We start from the raw sequence: 18,772 nt of genomic DNA on the forward strand, positions 1-18,772 counted from the left end.
TAAATGTTATACACTAGCTTTCAATTCCCGTTCCATAATGTCGAACACCTGTTGTTTCAGGGCTGGCAGGTTTTCCATTGTCAGTCCGGCAACAGGTACTGGAGGCAGGTATACCACCCTGCAGCGGCCGGGATTCAGGTTGAACCCTTTGGCGTGGAGGCGGTCTCCGTTATCGAGATACAGGACCGGCTGAATGGGCGTCTGCGTTTCAATGGCTATACGGAAAGCGCCATTATGGAATGGCTGCAGCAGCTGATCGGTTTCGTTGGTAGTACCTTCAGGAAAGATGAGGATAGAAATACCTTCCTTAATGACGGCAATCATCTCCCTTACACTGCGGGAACGGGCTTTGGCATCCTTACGGTCTACCAGTACAACAGATTGTTTATAAATAAAGCCGAAAAACGGGATCTTCTTCATTTCTATCTTTCCCAGCGGACGGAAAGGGAGGCGCATGACCTGTACGGCCAATGCCGCATCGAGATAGGAACGATGGTTCACTACATAGACATAAGGTGTTTTATCCTTCCTGTCACATTTATATATTCTTTTCACTCTTATGCCAACAGCGGGAAACCATGTGTGAGACCAGAAGCGCAGGAAATAAAAGATAAAGTTCCCTCCTTTTATCTTTCCGAAGAAAGAAGCCACGAAGATGGGTGGCAGGATAAGGAACATGATAGCAAGAAATACGATTGCAGCATATATGATATACACCACATGTAACGGCTTGAGCAATAACTTCATAATAATGCCAGTCTCTTTATTAGTCGATCGAAGCCGGAAAATTACTGCTTACTGACGGAAATACCTAATTACAGCTGCAAGTCCAGTCCTTGTCCAGGTCAATGCAGGTCACTACGCTGGTAGTGTCTTCACAGGGCGCGAAAACCACCCGGAGGTGTTGTCCTTCTTCAGAATAGCCTTCCAGTGCATAGGTTGGGCAAGGTTCGTCGTGGGGATTTGATTTCTCGGTATTTACGCGGCCTGTTTCCAGGATTTCTACCACTTCCTGTTCGGTTACATGGCGGCAGGCCATCCGGCACCTGGCGTGACGGGTATATCTGAGCGGAGCATGCCGGTCGAGAATTGCCGGGTAGCTGCCATTGGTATGGGAATCTTTCTGATTGGTCCTGGTGATAGTTGTGTTACCCGGAGCAGACACACGCGGATGGCGCTGTGGTCCTTTCCACCATTGTTGCTGCCAGGCCAGCCACAACAATAGTCCCAATAACAACATAGGTACGTACTTGCCCTTAGATTTCATGGTTACGCTCTGTTACGGAATTTCAGCATTTGCTCTGCCGGGCGGCAATCTATACAATTTTGGCAATATAACCAGTATAAAAAAAAGGTGCTACCTTTGCCCTCCTTATGACAACAGGTAAAAAAGTAGCATTTCACACCCTCGGCTGTAAGCTGAATTTTTCAGAAACCTCCTCCCTGAGCAGGCTGCTGGAACAGGATGGATTTGTGAAGACGGATTTCGAGGAACAGGCCGATGTATATGTGATCAATACCTGCTCTGTTACCGACAATGCGGACAAGGAATGCCGGCACCTGGTGCGCCGCATCCAGCGCAGGGCCCCTGAAAGCATGATCGTCATCACCGGCTGCTATGCGCAGCTGAAACCGAAGGAGATCGCTGAAATTGAAGGAGTTGACCTGGTATTGGGCGCTGCAGAGAAGTTCAATATCGTGGACCATCTGAAAACGCTCACCAAAGGCGATAGTGCAAAGATCTGCTCCTGCGATATCGAAGATGTGAACACTTTCCATGCATCTTATTCACTGAACGACCGTACCCGTACCTTCCTGAAGGTACAGGATGGCTGTGATTATACCTGCTCTTTCTGTACCATTCCCATGGCGCGTGGTAAAAGCCGCAGCGACAGTGTGGCCAGTGTGGTGCAGCACGCGCATTCCCTGGCAGCTACCGGCGTGAAAGAGATCGTGCTGACCGGTATCAACCTGGGAGACTTTGGCAAGGGCCTGGAAGGCGGTAAAAAAAGAGAAGAAACCTTTTTTGAGCTGATTCAGGAACTGGATAAAGTAGACGGTATAGAACGTTACCGCATCTCTTCCATAGAACCTAACCTGCTAAGTAATGAGATCATTGAATTTGTAGCCAACAGCAAAAAGTTCATGCCTCATTTCCATATACCCCTGCAGAGCGGCAGTAATGAGATACTGGGCCTGATGCGCCGCCGTTACCGCCGGGAACTATATGCCGAAAAGGTTGCCCTGATCAAACAGTTCATGCCGCATTGCGCTATCGGCGTAGATGTCATAGTAGGCTTCCCGGCAGAATCTGATGCACATTTCCAGGAAACCTACGATTTCCTGCATTCCTTAGACGTTAGTTATCTCCATGTGTTCACCTATTCTGAACGCGCCAATACCGCCGCGCTTGATATTACACCGGTGGTACCTGTGCACGTAAGGAATGAACGCAATAAGATGCTCCGTAACCTGAGCCATAAGAAACAACAGTATTTCAATGAACAGCATATCGGCGAAACAAGGAAAGTACTGTTTGAAAAACATGGCAAGGATGGTATGATGGAAGGATATACCGACAACTACATTAAGGTAACAACACCTTACCGTCAGGAATGGACGAACCAGCTGATAGAATGGGAATTGAAATAGTGTGTTGTAATTATCCGTGAATAATTTTAATCGTCTCAAACACTTTATAGCAAAGCATTTGAGAACATCATAAGTTTAGAAGGCACTTACTTTTTTCAAAATCTTCTCAAAAAAATTTGGCAGAATAAAAATAGTTTATACCTTTGCAATCCCATCAGACGAAAGGCCTGACGGTAACGAAGAAAAAAAGAGGGAGTTTAGCTCAGCTGGTTCAGAGCATCTGCCTTACAAGCAGAGGGTCGATGGTTCGAATCCGTCAACTCCCACTCTTTAAATTTTTCACTGATTTTTTTCTTCAAGGGAGTTTAGCTCAGCTGGTTCAGAGCATCTGCCTTACAAGCAGAGGGTCGATGGTTCGAATCCGTCAACTCCCACCTATTAAAGGTCCATCTAAACAGATGGGCCTTTTTTTATGCGCGGATCCCGGGCTTACACACCGCGCTACAAACAAGACCTATTCACTTTATTATTTCCACCCCCTTTTTTTCAGAATTTCCCCCTCCCCGCGATCCGGAATACCCGGTAATTTTAAGTATTAACGATTAAAATCCACTTGTTATGAAAAAATTACTGAATGTCCTGTACATATCAGGGTGTATCCTGATTTCGGGTAGCTGCACTAAAACAAATAATCAGATCATTGAAACGCCCGACAACACCGGTACAAACGTGGTCTCCACTGAATCTGTAGGCGCAGCAGGTATCTCCGGATTAAACTGGGCCGATGGAAGAGATAATTTTGTAGATGGCTGGGTGATCCCCTCTGGTTTAACGGCCAGTGACAACTATAGTACGGTAGTTGCCAAAACAGATGCCATTCTTAACGGTTTTTCGAACGCTGTGAATGGCGTAAACACCATACGTATTCCGGTTAATCCTCCTTCTGTAGCCGAAAGTTGGTGGGGAAGTTATACGGGGGCTATTGATAAAGCCACCAGTAAAGGCTGGAAAGTTATTATCGCCTGCTGGGAAAGCGCTTCCTCGAAGGATGGTAAAATTGATAACACCACCGACTTCTGGAATATGTGGACCACCATTGTAAATAAATACCAGGGTAACGGGAACGTATATTTTGAGCCGTTCAATGAACCACATGGATATACGCTGAGCCAATTGACAGGTATATATGCACAGTTCCTTTCAAATTTCCCTAATGTTCCCAAAGGTAGGATCATATTGGATGGCCAGGGTTATTCTGAAAATGTTACCGGTGTCGGTGCTGATAGCCGCTTCAACAGTTGTTTGCTGGGGCTTCATAACTATGCTTACTGGGCTACCCATAGTGCCGCCGACTGGAGGACTGACTGGAGGAACCGTATAGGCAGTTATGGAAGCCGCACGGTCATCACTGAATTCGGCGCCACTATGAATTCAGGTAAAGATTACCAGAATGGTCCACAATCTGATAATGAAATTGCCTATATCGTTTCAACCAGCGACGTTTGCAGGAACGATAGAATTGCAAGCGTTTACTGGCCAGGTTTGCGCGACAACGATTCTTACAGCCTGTTAAATCGTGGAGGCAGTGGTACCAATATTACTATTTCTACAGTGAACTCCTCCGGCGTTTTCAGGTTGCGTTACGGTTGGGGGTTATAATTGGCTGGAACGCCCCCCATACGGCTTTCACTTAAACAGACATAAATTTTCCGCTGAAGAATAAGCCACAGATACCGATGATCTGTGGCTTACCTTGTTTTTCATTTATGGCTACATGAGGTCTTATTGTGGTATGGCCCTGGCAGCATGTGCCTTTATCAGCCCGGCAACATAACCCGCACTCGTCTCTATCGCATCGTAGGTATTTATTTCGTCGGCCAGCCGTGATATGTGCGCTTTGTAACTGCTGTCCGCAAGTATCTTATTCACAGCTTCTTTCACCTGTTCCGGCCTAGGCGTATCAGTAGCCAGGTTAAGGCCCAGTTTAAAGTAGCCTATGCGCGCGCATATTTCACTCTTTCCTTCATGTATACCTGCAGCCACCATCGGTAATTTGTTCTTAATGCTCAACAGTGTACCGCCATAGCCTCCATTTGTAACATAAACACTGGCATAAGGCATGATCTCATCGAATGGGATATAATCCTCCACAATGATGTTATCGTGCGGATATTGCGCCCGTAATGCAGCCGTTTGATTATTGGCGGTCGCAGTCACCACCAGTACGTCAGACCCCTTAAAGGCGTCCAGTGCCGGGATGATCAGTTTATTGACATCTTTCTCTACAGTTCCCTGAGTCAGTAATATTACTTTCTTATATTTTTTCAGACGCTCATCAAACCACGGTGTTTGTCTTTTCTCTGCATATGCCATCAGTGCACCTACGAAACGAACATTCTTTCCCATGTCACTACGCTCATATTCGAAAGAAGGGGTTCCTATCTGAAGATACAGAGACGCTTCCCGTATCAGCAGATCAAAAAGGAAACTTTTTTTGTGAGGAACCTTGTGGCTGTTCAGAATATCGTCATAAATGTCGGTTGACTTTTTGAATACTACTGTTGTCATCAGCTCGTGCAGCTCTGCATATTTCGCTTTTTCAGCCTCATTGGTGGCAGGCGGCAGTGCCATACCATACGGTGCGAGATCAACAGAATTCTCTGCCAGGGGCACGATGCCGATGGATAGCACAGGAATGTTCAAACCCGATTTTACCAATGGGATGGCGGTAAATACCGAGTCTGCAATCATAATATCAAAAGGGAAAGACTGATAAATGTCCCTGATATCTTCGTAGTACTCAGGCGCTCTTTTAGCGAAGACCTCTATCATATCAAAGTCCAGCTTTGCCGCAGGATCTTCGATCAATGCCCTTTGAGGCAATGTAGTACCGAGATTTTCCTGGTTTATATCCTGTGCTTTTACAAAAGGATAATGCTGAATACCCAGTTTCTCCAGTTTCTTTGTAAAGAGAGGGGAAGCATACCACCTTACATCACAGCCGGATGCCTGTAAATATTTTGCCAGTCCGGTCAGCGGGTTAAAATGTCCGTCGGCAGGCACCGTTCCAAAAAGGATCTTTTTACCTTTCAAATGTTGGTTGTGGTTTGTCATTACTGAAATGTTGTTTAAATGTTGCTGATTATTGAGGTTTGTGATCACATAGACCCGACAGTCATGTTTTGTTCCAATGTCCTGTTTTGAGGAAAAGGTTACGGGGTCAAAGGTATGGCTGCTGCTGTGAAGCGTTTATCCCCGAATCCGGTCAAAAGGCATCCCCTATTCAGACCAGCGCCACTGTCTCAGGGCAGATCTTACTACTTATGCGAACACGCTTACAATGCATTACTAAATGCGATGATGCTGAAAAAGTAGTCAGGCAAATCGAAGCTTCTTTTACTATCCGGAATAAAGCAATGCCGGAGACTATCATACAATGGTGGTCGCTTAACTGTTACAGGCAACACAGGGATACGTGATTGCAGCAGGCATTCAACGGGAATGGAGAGATAACAGTCGTTGTTGCGCATAGAGGTGCTGTTACAGCCCCTGACCTGATCTTCAGCTGAAACCGACCCAGGCAACAGTCCTGATGAGGAACTGGCAGTGTTCCTGAAAGTGCCCGGGCGATCAGGCACAGGAGTATGCAGTCCATCTGTCATGGACCATAACGTTATTATAGTTGCTTTTGAGATCCGGATGCACAATAGATAATAGTTCATTCGCCTCGAAAGGATGCCCTGCACTATTTCTTTCCCCTCAGGATGCGTTTCACGGCTTTACCCAGCTTGTTCAGATTGGCCAGCTGTTCCTGGATAGGCGCCAGCGTAAGGTCTTCAGGTTGCACGCCTGCTTCTATGTAATCCATCTCTGTTTGTTCAGGATAGATCAGTACAATATTATTGGCGGGGAAATGTTTGTTCAAACGGCCCGGCATACCATCCAGGTAAGGATGATGAGAGAGCGTTCCTTTACGGGCGGCTACCACCATGAGGAGATCATTTTTGGTGATGTCCTTTTCAAGCTGCAACAGTTCTTCGATATTGTTGAACGGCTTAAAGGTGATCTCCAAATTCAGTTTAAACTGTTGCAGATAGGCTTCCACGGCAGCCTGTGTTTTGGCACAGCAACACAGCAATAACCTCGCTCCTATCTGTTTACTGAGCAGGAAAACCTTCTGTATATAGTGCAGGAAGCCTGCTTCGTATTCCGCATTCTTAGGCATGACCAATACCAGTTTACGGGTAGCGTTGAGCGGATAATGGAAATCGCATACATAGATGTTCTCCCACACGCTCTGCAATACGTTGTCGAGCGTTGTACCGAAGATAGATCCGAAGAGACGCTCCGTTGTAGTGCTCTTATCCGGCCAGCCCAGTACCACGTCTGTGATCATCAGTTCTTTTGCTGCACGTGCAATACCATCAGAAACGTTGAGGTCAACACGCGTCACGGCCCGTACTTTACTTTCTGTAGCCCCCGCATACATAACAGCAGCCTCCATGATCTTGCCGGTAAGCGCAACCTTCTGTTTAGCCTCATCATCATCCTGTACTACTGCCAGCGGGTAAATAGGCGTACTGGCATCGGGATCCTTGATCATCAGGGCAAAATCAAGTAAGGCTTCCATATGTCCCTGGCGGGAAATGGGCACCAGCACTCTCTCCGGCATCTCTTCTTCTACAGGTTTCCGCTCAGCTTCTACAATAGCCAGTTTACGGCCTGCGCTTTCTGTTACGAAAGAGCTGGTCAGACAGGTCACCAGGATTAACACTACGGTACCATTCAGCACATTCTCATTGATGATACCCATGTTGAAACCTATCAATATCACCGCGATCGTAGCTGCGGCGTGTGAAGCACTCAACCCGAATATGACGTTTCGTTGTGTAGGCGTATAACCGAATGAAACCTGTGTGAAAAATGCTGCGCACCATTTGCTGACAAGCGCCATAGCGGTCAGCACACCAGCTATCATCAGGGCTTCGGGACCTTTGAGCAATACCCGCAGGTCTACCAGCATGCCCACGCTGATCAGGAAGAAGGGTATGAACAGGGCATTACCTGTAAACTCTATCCTGTTCATCAGCGGAGAAGTATGTGGTATCAGCTGGTTCAGTGCAAGCCCCGCCAGGAATGCGCCGATGATGCCTTCCACACCTGCCAGTTCGGCCAGGAAGGCTGCCAGGAATACCAGCGCCAATACGAAGATGAAGTGAGATGTTTTGTCGTCTTTGATCTTTTTGAAGAACCATCGTCCTACCAGCGGAAATATCCACAGTATGATAGCGCCAAATACGATGAGCGATACAGACAGCCGCACCCAGAAATGGGTGTTCAGGTTACCTGCCGCTGCGCCGGTAATGATGGCCAGTATCACCAGCACAGCCGTATCAGTGATGATGGTACCTCCTACCGCAACAGTAACCGCTTCATTTTTAGTGATGCCGAGACGGCTGGCCAGCGGGTATGCTACCAGCGTATGTGTGGCAAACATGCTGGATACCAGCAAAGTAGCCATGAAATTGAACTGCAACAGATAGGTGCAGACAAAATATCCTAAGACAAGTGGAATAAAAAAGGTAAATGCCCCGAAAATGAGACTGCGGTTACGGTTCTTCCTGAACTCTGTCATGTCCAGCTCCAGGCCGGCAAGGAACATAATATAAAGTAACCCGGCCTTTCCAAACAGGTCAATACTCCCCTTCTCAATGATCTTGAACCCATGATCGCCTATTGCCATTCCCGCCAGTATCAGCCCTATAATACTCGGAATACGGAACTTACGGAGTATGATAGGAGCTAACAGGATGATAAACAATACCAAAGAGAAAATCGGAACCGGATCTTTTAATGGTAAGCTAATATCCATCAACAATTTAATGCCGTTCAATACATTCATAACCTACGCTTCTAGTGACCACAATAATAATAATTATCGGCCAATGCCTACCGATTATGTTAAACACATGATTTTCAAATCTATTGCTATAGCCTTAGTTTAAAACTTTCCTATTTAATTTAACGATTATTAGCCGTAGTTTTGTGTAAAGTTTTTACCGGATTATGAGCCAGCGTAAGCAAACAGGCACGCAAACAAAAGAATGGGAAGATGTATTGGTGGCTGAGGATGAGCAGTTCCCTTTCAGCCTCATTGTATGGAATGATGAGGTCAACACCTTTGACTGGGTGATCCAATCGCTGATTGAAGTATGTGATCATTCCCCGGAACAGGCTGAACAATGTGCCCTGATCATTCACCACAATGGCAAGTATGCCGTAAAGCAGGGTGAATTCTCCGACCTCCGCCCTATGTGCGAAGCCCTGCTCGACAGGGGCATCAGCGCTACTCTTGAAGAAGCGGTTGAAAGCTGATGCCGGTATTTCAGCTTACAGACGAGTTAATTTTCCCACCCGTTGATCTGGCGGAGCCGGATGGACTGCTGGCCTATGGCGGAGATCTGTCGCCCCACAGACTACTGCTGGCCTACAGTGAGGGCATCTTCCCCTGGTATAACGAGCCGCCTGTACTCTGGTGGTGCCCCGATCCGAGATTCGTATTATTTCCCGATGAACTGAAGATCTCTGCCAGCATGAAACAGGTGCTGAAGAAGGGCGTGTTCACTTTTAGCATCAATAAAGATTTCCGGGGAGTGATCCGTGGTTGTAAAGAATCGCCCCGGCCCGGTCAGGATGGCACCTGGATCACTGCGGATGTGGAAGAAGCCTATACGGCGCTACATGAAGCCGGTTATGCACATTCCATAGAATGCTGGCAGCAGGATGAGCTGGTGGGCGGCTTCTACGGCATACAGCTGGGCGATTGTTTCTTTGGTGAGTCCATGTTTGCCCGCGTCAGCAATGCCTCTAAAGCGGCCTTTATCACCTTTGTAAAATATGCGGCAGAACAGGGCCTGGAAATGATCGATTGCCAGGTATATACTGCACACCTGGCCTCACTGGGAGCAAGAATGATATCGCGCGAAGACTTCCTCAGCATCATCAAAAAATCGCAATAAAGAGCGGCTGTAACAAAAGCCAAAAGAGCAGCACCTCCTCTATCAGGTGCCTAAAATAAAAAGAGCCTGCATCATTGATACAGGCCCTTCGTTCTTATACTGATCGTACTTACTTTTTCTTACTATAACTTCCTTCAAAGAAACAACGCACGCCCCTGTAAGCGCCGCATCCTCCTATCTCCCTGATGCTTACCCTGCCGGCAGCAAACTGGAAAGCAATACCGCAGGAAGATTCCTTGTCTTTGTATTCCCCCTTGTTAGTGCCTGTGAAATGCCCTGTTCCGGACAATTCTCCTTTACAACCTGTTTTATCTTTCGAGAAAGAGATGAAGAACAGGAATGATTTCGGATCTTCTCCATCGCGGATAGATACGATACTGGTTTCACCGGAAAGATAATCGCCGGACAATTTATGCTTTGCAGGCAGTGTATCGATGGGGTTGAAAATCTGGCTGGCAGTGGCATCTCCACTGGTGTTGGTCATGATCAACGTCGTCTTTCCATCTTCCGCAACACCAAAGAAGTCTTCCCTGATGGCCGTATGGCCCGGACTCAATTCTGTTTCATTCGTGATCTTCACAACCTGGCGACTGTCTATCGAGAAATAATGCTGATCTTTTTTCTCATCCACCTTTGCTACGGCCAGGCGGTTCAGGTAATGACCTTTTTTGTCGAGGAAGCACAAATAAGCAGTGCTGGTTGTTTTACCAACCGCTTTTACTACAAAATAATTCACGGCAGCGCCGTCGATAGCAGCCAGCGGATAGAATCTGATAACAGTTCCTTCAGGAAAATCAGATTTGCCTAAAGTGTCTACCAGGAACTGTTTCATTAATTCCTGCGGAATAGCAACAGAATCAGGTAATTTCTCCCTCAGCGCTTCCGGCGTAAGCTTGTAGGGCAGTTTAGCCTGCGTAAACAATTGGCGGAAATCTTCAAACGTAAAAGTATCTTTTCCTGCATTCTTCTTTTTCGATCCACAACCGGCCAGTAAACCGATAGTCAACAGCGCTAACACGAGCTTATTCATGCGTATATGCTTGTTTATTACGGCCGAAAAGTTAGAGAAAAAAATGATATGATCAAAATAAGGGTATTGCCCGGGCCGTTTCATTTGTAATTCTCACACCTTTTATTTAGATTTACCTAAACTTTATTTTAAGGAATTATGAATTTGTCGATTGCTGAGGAGAATTACATCAAATCAATCTATAAACTGGAAGAAGACGGACAGGACGCGGTTTCGACCAATGCACTAGCCAGCGAGCTGGACACAAAGCCGGCATCGGTGACCGATATGGCTAAAAAACTCAAGGAGAAAAAACTGATCGAATACGAAAAATACCAGGGTATCAACCTGACTGCGGACGGGAAAAAGGCGGCGCTATCCATCATCCGCAGGCATCGCCTCTGGGAATGTTTCCTGGTAGACAAGCTGGCATTCAGCTGGGAAGAGGTACATGAGCTGGCAGAAGAGCTCGAGCATGTGCGCAGCGAAAAGATGACCAACCGTCTCAGCGAGTTCCTGGGTAACCCACAGATAGATCCTCATGGCGATCCTATTCCTGATGCTCAGGGTAAAATGGGCAAGCCCCGTACACATACGCCGTTGCATAAAGCAAAGGCTAAAAGACTGGAGGTAGTGGCCGTTTCCGACAAGTCGACCGCACTACTGGAATTCCTGAATGCCAAAGGCATCCGTTTAGGGACGCAACTGGATGTAATAGAACGGTATGAGTTTGATAACTCTATCGAACTGAAGATCCGCAATCAACCTGCCTTTACCATTAGCGAGCAGGTCTCAAAAAATATAATGGTCAAACCGATATAAAGCAGTCAGCAGACAATACATCCGGCTATTAACACGCATACAGGTCACTCATGACACATGTACAACGGACAACCCGGACAGCGATCTGCGGCTGCATAACAGCTAACATATGAATCATCAGCACACATCGTTAGGCGAAGTTCATCAAAGTGTAGACACTACTGTGCCCAGCACGAGCCGCTGGCGCAAACTACTGGCATTTTTCGGTCCGGCATACCTGGTCAGCGTAGGTTACATGGATCCGGGCAACTGGGCCACAGACCTGGCAGGCGGTAGCCAATACGGTTATAAATTGCTGTGGGTGCTCCTGATGAGCAACCTCATGGCCCTGTTGCTGCAATCACTGAGTGCCCGCCTGGGCATTGTACGCGGAAGGGACCTGGCACAGGCCAACCGCGAAACCTACCCCGCAGGCGTTAATTTCATCTTATACATACTGGCGGAAGTAGCCATTGCAGCTACAGACCTGGCAGAAGTGCTGGGTATGGCCATCGGTATACAATTGCTCACCGGCCTGCCCCTGCAATGGGGCGTTAGCATTACCGTGCTGGACACCTTCCTGCTGCTGGTATTACAGCGCTATGGCATCCGGAAGATGGAAGCCTTTATCATTGCCCTGGTGGCTATAGTAGGCATCTCCTTCCTTGCTGAACTGGTAATGGCGAAGCCTGTGCTGGGTGAAGTGGTGACAGGATTCGTACCTTCCATCCCCGACAATGCTGCACTATATATTGCAATCGGTATCATAGGCGCAACAGTGATGCCGCACAATCTTTACCTGCATTCTGCACTCGTGCAGACCCGTAAGATACAACGTGACGAAAAGGGTATCCGGCAGGCACTGAAGCTCAATTTCATCGATAGCGCGGTAGCTCTGAACCTGGCCTTCTTCGTGAACGCAGCCATCCTGATACTGGCAGCGGCTGTATTCTTCAAAACGGGGCGTACAGACATTGCCGAAATACAGGATGCGCATCAGCTGCTGGAAGGCCTGCTGGGCAATAAATGGGCCCCTGCCCTCTTTGCCATTGCGTTGATTGCAGCCGGGCAAAGCTCCACCGTAACCGGTACACTGGCGGGACAGATCGTAATGGAAGGTTACCTGCGCCTGCGTATCAACCCCTGGCTGCGCCGCCTGCTTACCCGACTGCTGGCTATCATTCCGGCCCTCTTCGTGATCCTCATTGCCGGTCCGGAAAAGGTAGGCGAACTCCTGGTATTCAGCCAGGTGCTGCTTAGCTTACAGTTAGGCTTTGCGATCATTCCCCTCATACATTTTGTAAGCGATAAAAAGACCATGGGCAGCTATGCTGTTGGTCCGCTGGTAAAAGTGATCAGCTGGATCATCACCGCTGTGCTGGTGTACCTCAACACACGCATGGTGTATACAGAAGCAGCAAAGTATATCAGCAACAATGGTAACATCTGGGTAGACATCCTGATCATTGCTGCAGGCCTGGGTTTCCTGTCATTGATCGTTATTACGATCGCTTATCCGCTTATCAGCCGTTATCAACAGAAAGCATCCTCACGTATCCATACCACGCCCGATTTCTCACTCGGCGATATTCAACCGCCGGTTTATAACCGTATAGCACTGGCGCTGGACTTCAGCAGGGACGATGAAAGGATCATCTCCAATGCGCTGGCGCATGGCAACCCGATGACGGAATATTTGCTCATACATGTTGTTGAAAGCGCCTCTGCGCGATACCTTGGAAGGGAGTCTGACGACTTTGAAACGCGGAAAGACAAAGAGCAGATGCAGGCCTACATCTCATTACTGCACGCAAGGAATATCAGGGCCAAAGGCCTGCTGGGCTACCGGCACCGTGCGGAAGAAATTGTGAGGATCGTGAAGGAAGAAAGGGCTGATTTCCTGGTGCTGGGCGGCCATGGACATACCGGTATCAAAGACTGGATCTATGGAGAGACGACCAACCAGGTAAGACATAAGGTAAGAATACCCGTATTGGTCGTACAATAAAAAGAAAGGGAAAGATGACCAGCATCTCTCCCTCTTCTCCTGAAAAAAGCAATATATCTTATAATCCCAGCGCTGCTTTCAGCCTTGGATATCCTGTCTTGCTTACCGGTACTTTAGCGCCGGTCTTTAAAATGGCCAGGTGGTTTTCCTTTTCATAAGGTTCAATACGCGTCACCTGGTTGATGTTCAGCATATAGGAACGGTGTACACGCGCAAACTGTTGCGGGTCCAGCGATTTCTCGAAGAACTGCATGGTTTTGTTCTTCAGGAAAGTTCCTTCCGGTGTCACTATTTTTACATAATCATCTGCAGCTTCCAGGTAGTGTATATCCTGTACAGGAATGATCTTGATCTTGCCATTGAGCTTCACCACTACCCTGTTACTCTGCATTGGTGATGATGCAGCTGTTTCCAGCACGGCAGCAGTTTGCTGCAGTTCATCGGCTGCACGACGGTCCAGCCATTTCTGCACAGCCTTATCAAAACGTTCTTTTGAAAATGGTTTCAGCAGATAGTCTATGGCGTTCACTTCAAAAGCACGGATAGCATGTTCTTCAAACGCGGTAGTGAATATCACAGCCGGCAACTCTTCCACCAGCTCCAGCATTTCAAAGCCATTGATCTTAGGCATCTGTACATCCAGGAAGATGATATCAGGCTGCTGTTGTTGTATGGCCTTCAACCCCTCAAATCCATCCCCACATTCCTGCATCAGTTGCAGCTGCGGAAACGACTGCAGGTATTCCTTCACGATCTCACGCGCCAGGGGCTCGTCATCAATTATTACTGCTTTTATCATATAGTTGCGGCACTTTAATCAGGGTAGTAAAAATGTTTTCATTTGCTTTTGTTTCAAGCAGGTCTTTTCTGCCAAATAACAGATAGAGCCGCCGTTCGATAGATGAAAGCCCGAATCCTGTACCAGCGCGTGTTTGCAGTTCAGGATCAAAAGGGTTCTGCACCTGTATATAGAGCACGTCATCTGTCTGCCATGCTGTAATTGAAATGGTGATAGATTCTGTTGTATCGTATAGCCCGTACTTGATGGCGTTCTCCACGACGGGTTGCAGGAGCATCGGCGGGAGCATTAAACGGCCCGCATCATCATCCGCAGTAATGGCTGTCGATAAACGGTGACCAAAACGCACTTTCTCAATGTCAAGATATAATTGCAGATACTGTAATTCTTCCGGCAGAAAGATCCATTGCTGGTCTTCGCGTTTGAGCGTGCCCCGCAGAAAATCGCTCAGCTTCAGCACCATTTCCCTGGCCTGTTGCGGACGTAGTGCGATCAGCGCATTGATAGAGTTCAGACTGTTGAACAGGAAATGCGGTTGCAGCTGCTGTCTCAGTTTATACAGTTCCGCTTCTCTCGCCATCCGCTCTGTAGCTTCTTTACGCGACAGCTCTTCCCGCTGGTCTTCCATGCTGTACCACATCATGTTTTTGAAACCCAGTGCCGTGATCACCAGCCAGCCTATAATGAAGCGTACAGGAAGCGCGGTGATCAGCCATGTCTGATAGTACGCCGCTGAGTCAAAAACATGGTAGAGGGTACAGTAACTAAATGTTTCCCATACAATAGTAAGTGCTGTGCAGTAGGCCAGCAGGAAAATGTATTTCCCTTTTGCCGGCCGGTAATGCGACATACTGAAACAAAGCGCTACTCCCGCCAAAGCCAGCAACACATTGTGCACCACGCTGTCTGTCCAGGCAATACTGTCACTGATATTAAACCAGCATATCAACAGGTAGGCATGCAGGATGGTGAACACGTAGCTCGTACCTATTAAAGCCCATCTGAAAGATCTGTTTGCCAGTAGTGGATTTGCCAAAGAGTGTTGAATAAAGATTAAATAATTAGGCGCGAACGTCCAGCAATTGCTGCCCTTTCAGGTGATTCGCCTTTACCTGCATCCAGGAAATATATGCGTTGGCATCTCCTGGTTCTTCAATACGGGAATAGAGTTCCATTCCGTCGCCCAGGTTGTCCAGCCCATTCACTTCGGGTACGCTGATGAAACGCCATTCTACCAGTTCCTGTCTTTGATTCCTGAAAGCGTATTGTTCCTGCAATCCCATCTCGCTTGCACGTTTCCATGCTTCATCCCGCGTGTTTGCACTTATCAGGCGTAATTGTTCATCAAACTGTGGGTTATGTTCTCCTTTTCCGGTGATGATCTGGTAAACGATCTTCGCTACAAACCATTGCATAAAATATGATTATTAGAGGATGAAATAAAGTTGATCAGATATAGTTTTTGATTTCAATTCCACCGAAGATGCAGGTGCCTTTGATCACGAAGATCTTCTCGGAATTGTTGGCCAGCAGCTCTACAGGGCGTTTGTCGGTCACGCCGCCCATAATGGTGTGCATATCCAGGCGTACGTCCCAGTTGGCAGGAACGATCAGTTCAATGCCGCCGAAGATGCAGGTAGCATCAAACTCGATCCTGTCCTGGAAGTCGGCCTGTATCAGGTTAAAATCGGCGCCACCAAAGATGGCTACTACCTTGCCGCCTTTAAACTGTTTGGATACCACTACCCTGTTCTCTCCGCTGAAAATAACGGAAGAGTCAATATAATCTTCTACAGTGGTGCCGGGGGGCAATACCCGCCTGTCTTTCAGGGTCGATTCCTGTCTTTTCCCGAATATCAGGGCCAGGCCTACAACAGTAAAGACAGCTGGCCATATGAAACGGGTCACATCATATGTGAGATAGACATACTCCTTTATCATGAAAATGGTGCCTACGAGTATCATGATCAGGCCGCCCCAGTTCTTGAACTGGCTCATTACCAGCACAATGGCCCCGATAGCGATCAGTAATGTCTGCCAGGAAAATACCCAACCGGGAACATTAGGATCGAGGGTTCTCACAAAGAGGAAAAGACCGATCAGTAAAAAGATGAAGCCTTTGCCGGATTTATAACCCTCATTTCTATCAGCTCTTCTCAGCGATCTTTCGGCTCTCCTTTCTGCCCGTCTTTCGTCTTTCGTATATTCTTGGTTATCCATAGATTTTTAACATTTACGGTACAAACTTAGGAAGAGCCTGTGGGTTACGAAAGCCTATTTAGGCTAACAGGTTGTTCATTCCCGGTAAAAGGCATGAAAAAGGCGGTAAAAATGATCATTGCAGGATGGCCTCCATTATACCGGCTAATTTACCGGCCCAGAGGGCCATTTCCTTACCAGAATAATGTAATCCGTCGCTGGCCACCAGGCTGGGATCTCCGGCGGCCTGGCGGCTGTCGGCAGTAATATCGAGGTAATGTACCCGGAATTTCTTTGCAATCGTCTTATTAGCGGCGTTAAAAGCGTCTATTTCATCGGCAATCTGTTGCCTGTCGCGGCCTTCAGCAAAAGGCACTACTCCCCAGTCGGGAATAGATAGTACCACCACCCTGTCGGAATGGCCGCCGGCAAACCGGATAGCCTGCTGCAGCAGCCGGGTGAATTCCGTCTTATATTCGGCTACGCTGCGGCCCCTGTATTGGTTATTTACACCTATGAGCAGGCTTACCACACTGAAGGTATCGGTAATAGCGGCCTGGTTGACGGCAGCTTCCAGTTCATCTGTGGTCCATCCTGTTTTGGCAATAATGCGGGGAGGAGCAATGGTAATACCCTTTCCGGCCAGCAGCCTGGCCGTCTGCACGGGAAAACGGTGCTCTTCCGGCACGCTTTCTCCGATCGTATAACTGTCTCCCAGGGCCAGATAGGTGAAATTGCTGACACTAGTGTCCTGGGTGCTGTGATTACCCGGTATCATAGGGATCTCTTCTTTTTTTGCAGCTAAAAATAAGAAAAAGACCATAGACCATATATAGTAGCCCATAAGATGTGTGGATTCCGTACCTTTGCGGCGATTAATTAATTACGAAACTCGTAAAGAAACTGTTTTATGCCGGCAGAAAAAATATCAATGACCAATGGCCAGTTGCAGGTGCCTAATCATCCCATTATTCCATTCATAGAAGGTGACGGAATAGGACCTGATATCTGGCGGGCGAGTGTGCGTGTATTTGACGCCGCTGTTGAAAAAGCCTATGGTGGAAAAAGAAAGATAGAATGGAAAGAGGTGCTGGCTGGGGAAAAAGCCTTTCAGCAGACGGGGGAATGGCTGCCAAAAGCAACACTGGATGCATTTAAAGAGTACCTGGTATCCATCAAGGGACCATTGTCCACACCGGTAGGTGGCGGTATCCGCTCCCTGAACGTGGCTATGCGCCAGGAACTGGACCTTTATGCATGTGTACGCCCTGTACGTTGGTTTGATAAAGTGCCTTCCCCGGTGAAACATCCGGAAAAGGTAGATATGGTGATCTTCCGCGAGAACACTGAAGATATCTATGCCGGTATAGAATATATGTACGGAACACCGGAAGCTGAAAAGCTCCTGAACTTCCTGCAGAACGAAATGGGCGTGAAGAAGATCCGTTTCCCGGAAACTTCTTCCCTCGGCATCAAGCCTGTATCCAAAGAAGGTACTGAAAGGCTGGTACGTGCAGCACTGAAATATGCGCTGGAACAGAAACTGCCTTCCCTGACCCTGGTGCATAAGGGCAACATCATGAAATTTACCGAAGGCGGCTTCAAAAACTGGGGTTATGAACTGGCTGTACGTGAATTTGGCGACAAGGTATATACCTGGGAACAGTGGGAAGCTACCAAAAAAGCCAGTGGTGAAGAAGAAGCCAACAAAGAACTGAATGTAGCTATTGCACATAAAAAACTGATCGTGAAAGATGTTATCGCCGATAACTTCCTTCAGCAGATCCTCCTGGCGCCACAGGATTACTCCGTAGTGGCTACCCTGAACCTGAACGGCGACTATATCTCCGACGCGCTTGCTGCTGCAGTAGGCGGTATCGGTATCGCCCCGGGCGCCAATATCAATTATCTGACCGGTCATGCTGTATTTGAAGCTACACACGGTACTGCGCCCCGCTTCGCCAATACAGATACTATGAACCCAAGCTCCGTTATCCTCAGCGGCGTAATGATGCTGGAATACATGGGCTGGAAAGAAGCCGCCGATACTATTACACACGGCCTCAGCACTGCGATTGCACGTAAACGTGTGACCATAGACTTCTACAAGCTGATGGATGATGCTACCCTGGTAAAAACCAGTGAATTTGCAGATGAAGTGATCAAACACCTGTAACCCGAGGGGATACACAAAGACATATAGTTCCGCTTTTCAAGGCCCTGGTAGACAGTGATAATTCATTTTTTTGTCAAAGAATTGTTGCAATGCCAGCCCATGGAAAGCGGAACTTGTAAATTATACCCGGTTATCGTATATTTCACGATTATCACATGAACACTCGTAT

At 47.6% G+C, this 18,772-nt stretch carries 18 protein-coding genes and 2 tRNA genes; 9 read left to right on the forward strand and 11 right to left on the reverse strand.

Annotated features, from left to right (window positions below; all coding sequences use genetic code 11):
- Positions 1-6: 6 nt before the first annotated feature.
- Positions 7-747, reverse strand: a complete 741-nt coding sequence (locus tag MYF79_RS28800) for a lysophospholipid acyltransferase family protein (protein WP_247811315.1) — start codon at positions 745-747, stop codon at positions 7-9.
- Positions 748-811: 64 nt separating this feature from the next.
- Positions 812-1,267, reverse strand: a complete 456-nt coding sequence (locus tag MYF79_RS28805; RefSeq protein WP_247811316.1) for a DUF4258 domain-containing protein — start codon at positions 1,265-1,267, stop codon at positions 812-814.
- Positions 1,268-1,374: 107 nt separating this feature from the next.
- On the opposite strand from MYF79_RS28805, the gene mtaB reads away from it, so the two are divergent.
- The 4 genes from mtaB (at position 1,375) to MYF79_RS28825 (ending at position 4,251) form a co-directional block, all read left to right on the forward strand.
- Positions 1,375-2,652 (forward strand): tRNA (N(6)-L-threonylcarbamoyladenosine(37)-C(2))-methylthiotransferase MtaB, encoded by a 1,278-nt coding sequence (mtaB, locus tag MYF79_RS28810; protein ID WP_247811317.1) that lies wholly within the window; start codon positions 1,375-1,377, stop codon positions 2,650-2,652.
- Between the two features lie 191 nt (positions 2,653-2,843).
- Positions 2,844-2,918: transfer RNA gene (locus MYF79_RS28815), tRNA-Val, on the forward strand.
- A 33-nt stretch (positions 2,919-2,951) separates the two neighbouring features.
- Positions 2,952-3,026 (forward strand) — tRNA-Val (locus tag MYF79_RS28820).
- Positions 3,027-3,210: 184 nt separating this feature from the next.
- Complete coding sequence (locus MYF79_RS28825) at positions 3,211-4,251, forward strand: glycoside hydrolase family 5 protein (protein ID WP_247811318.1); 1,041 nt, start codon at positions 3,211-3,213, stop codon at positions 4,249-4,251.
- Between the two features lie 123 nt (positions 4,252-4,374).
- Here MYF79_RS28825 and MYF79_RS28830 read toward each other — a convergent pair whose 3' ends face one another.
- From MYF79_RS28830 to MYF79_RS28840, 3 genes are all read right to left on the reverse strand, one after another.
- Positions 4,375-5,706: a glycosyltransferase gene (locus tag MYF79_RS28830; protein ID WP_247811319.1), complete on the reverse strand. Its 1,332-nt coding sequence runs from the start codon at positions 5,704-5,706 to the stop codon at positions 4,375-4,377.
- A gap of 221 nt (positions 5,707-5,927) precedes the next feature.
- Positions 5,928-6,254, reverse strand: coding sequence for a hypothetical protein (locus tag MYF79_RS28835; protein WP_247811320.1), 327 nt, complete (start codon positions 6,252-6,254; stop codon positions 5,928-5,930).
- An 83-nt stretch (positions 6,255-6,337) separates the two neighbouring features.
- Positions 6,338-8,494, reverse strand: a complete 2,157-nt coding sequence (locus MYF79_RS28840) for a cation:proton antiporter (protein WP_247811321.1) — start codon at positions 8,492-8,494, stop codon at positions 6,338-6,340.
- A 164-nt stretch (positions 8,495-8,658) separates the two neighbouring features.
- Between MYF79_RS28840 and MYF79_RS28845 the strand changes: the two genes are divergently transcribed.
- Positions 8,659-8,967, forward strand: a complete 309-nt coding sequence (locus MYF79_RS28845) for an ATP-dependent Clp protease adaptor ClpS (RefSeq protein WP_199652870.1) — start codon at positions 8,659-8,661, stop codon at positions 8,965-8,967.
- Positions 8,967-9,611 carry a leucyl/phenylalanyl-tRNA--protein transferase gene (gene aat / locus MYF79_RS28850; RefSeq protein ID WP_247811322.1) on the forward strand — a complete coding sequence of 215 codons (645 nt, stop codon included), beginning with the start codon at positions 8,967-8,969 and terminating at the stop codon, positions 9,609-9,611. Before MYF79_RS28845 ends, aat begins: the two co-directional genes overlap by 1 nt.
- A 109-nt stretch (positions 9,612-9,720) precedes the next feature.
- Here aat and MYF79_RS28855 read toward each other — a convergent pair whose 3' ends face one another.
- A complete protein-coding gene (locus MYF79_RS28855; RefSeq protein WP_247811323.1) occupies positions 9,721-10,641 on the reverse strand; it encodes a hypothetical protein in 921 nt (306 codons plus the stop codon).
- 138 nt (positions 10,642-10,779) lie between these two features.
- Between MYF79_RS28855 and MYF79_RS28860 the strand changes: the two genes are divergently transcribed.
- Both MYF79_RS28860 and MYF79_RS28865 read left to right on the forward strand, forming a co-directional pair.
- The gene (locus MYF79_RS28860; protein WP_247811324.1) at positions 10,780-11,442 is read left to right on the forward strand and encodes a metal-dependent transcriptional regulator; all 663 of its coding nucleotides are present in this window, start codon (positions 10,780-10,782) and stop codon (positions 11,440-11,442) included.
- Positions 11,443-11,551: 109 nt separating this feature from the next.
- A complete protein-coding gene (locus MYF79_RS28865) occupies positions 11,552-13,429 on the forward strand; it encodes an Nramp family divalent metal transporter (RefSeq protein ID WP_247811325.1) in 1,878 nt (625 codons plus the stop codon).
- Between the two features lie 58 nt (positions 13,430-13,487).
- Here MYF79_RS28865 and MYF79_RS28870 read toward each other — a convergent pair whose 3' ends face one another.
- The 5 genes from MYF79_RS28870 to MYF79_RS28890 form a co-directional block, all read right to left on the reverse strand.
- Positions 13,488-14,228 (reverse strand): LytR/AlgR family response regulator transcription factor, encoded by a 741-nt coding sequence (locus tag MYF79_RS28870; protein ID WP_247811326.1) that lies wholly within the window; start codon positions 14,226-14,228, stop codon positions 13,488-13,490.
- Positions 14,206-15,264 (reverse strand): sensor histidine kinase, encoded by a 1,059-nt coding sequence (locus tag MYF79_RS28875; protein ID WP_247811327.1) that lies wholly within the window; start codon positions 15,262-15,264, stop codon positions 14,206-14,208. The genes MYF79_RS28870 and MYF79_RS28875 overlap by 23 nt, the downstream gene beginning before the upstream one ends.
- Before the next feature lie 25 nt (positions 15,265-15,289).
- A complete protein-coding gene (locus MYF79_RS28880) occupies positions 15,290-15,643 on the reverse strand; it encodes a DUF4288 domain-containing protein (RefSeq protein WP_247811328.1) in 354 nt (117 codons plus the stop codon).
- Positions 15,644-15,677: 34 nt separating this feature from the next.
- The gene (locus MYF79_RS28885) at positions 15,678-16,448 is read right to left on the reverse strand and encodes a cell wall-active antibiotics response protein (RefSeq protein ID WP_247811329.1); all 771 of its coding nucleotides are present in this window, start codon (positions 16,446-16,448) and stop codon (positions 15,678-15,680) included.
- 115 nt (positions 16,449-16,563) lie between these two features.
- Positions 16,564-17,271, reverse strand: coding sequence for an SGNH/GDSL hydrolase family protein (locus tag MYF79_RS28890; RefSeq protein WP_247811330.1), 708 nt, complete (start codon positions 17,269-17,271; stop codon positions 16,564-16,566).
- 66 nt (positions 17,272-17,337) lie between these two features.
- Between MYF79_RS28890 and icd the strand changes: the two genes are divergently transcribed.
- Entirely contained in the window at positions 17,338-18,603 is a 1,266-nt protein-coding gene (icd, locus tag MYF79_RS28895; RefSeq protein WP_247811331.1) for an NADP-dependent isocitrate dehydrogenase, read from the forward strand.
- Positions 18,604-18,772 lie beyond the last annotated feature (169 nt).

Origin of the sequence: Chitinophaga filiformis, from assembly GCF_023100805.1 — a bacterium.
GTDB classification, from domain to species: Bacteria; Bacteroidota; Bacteroidia; order Chitinophagales; family Chitinophagaceae; genus Chitinophaga; species Chitinophaga filiformis_B.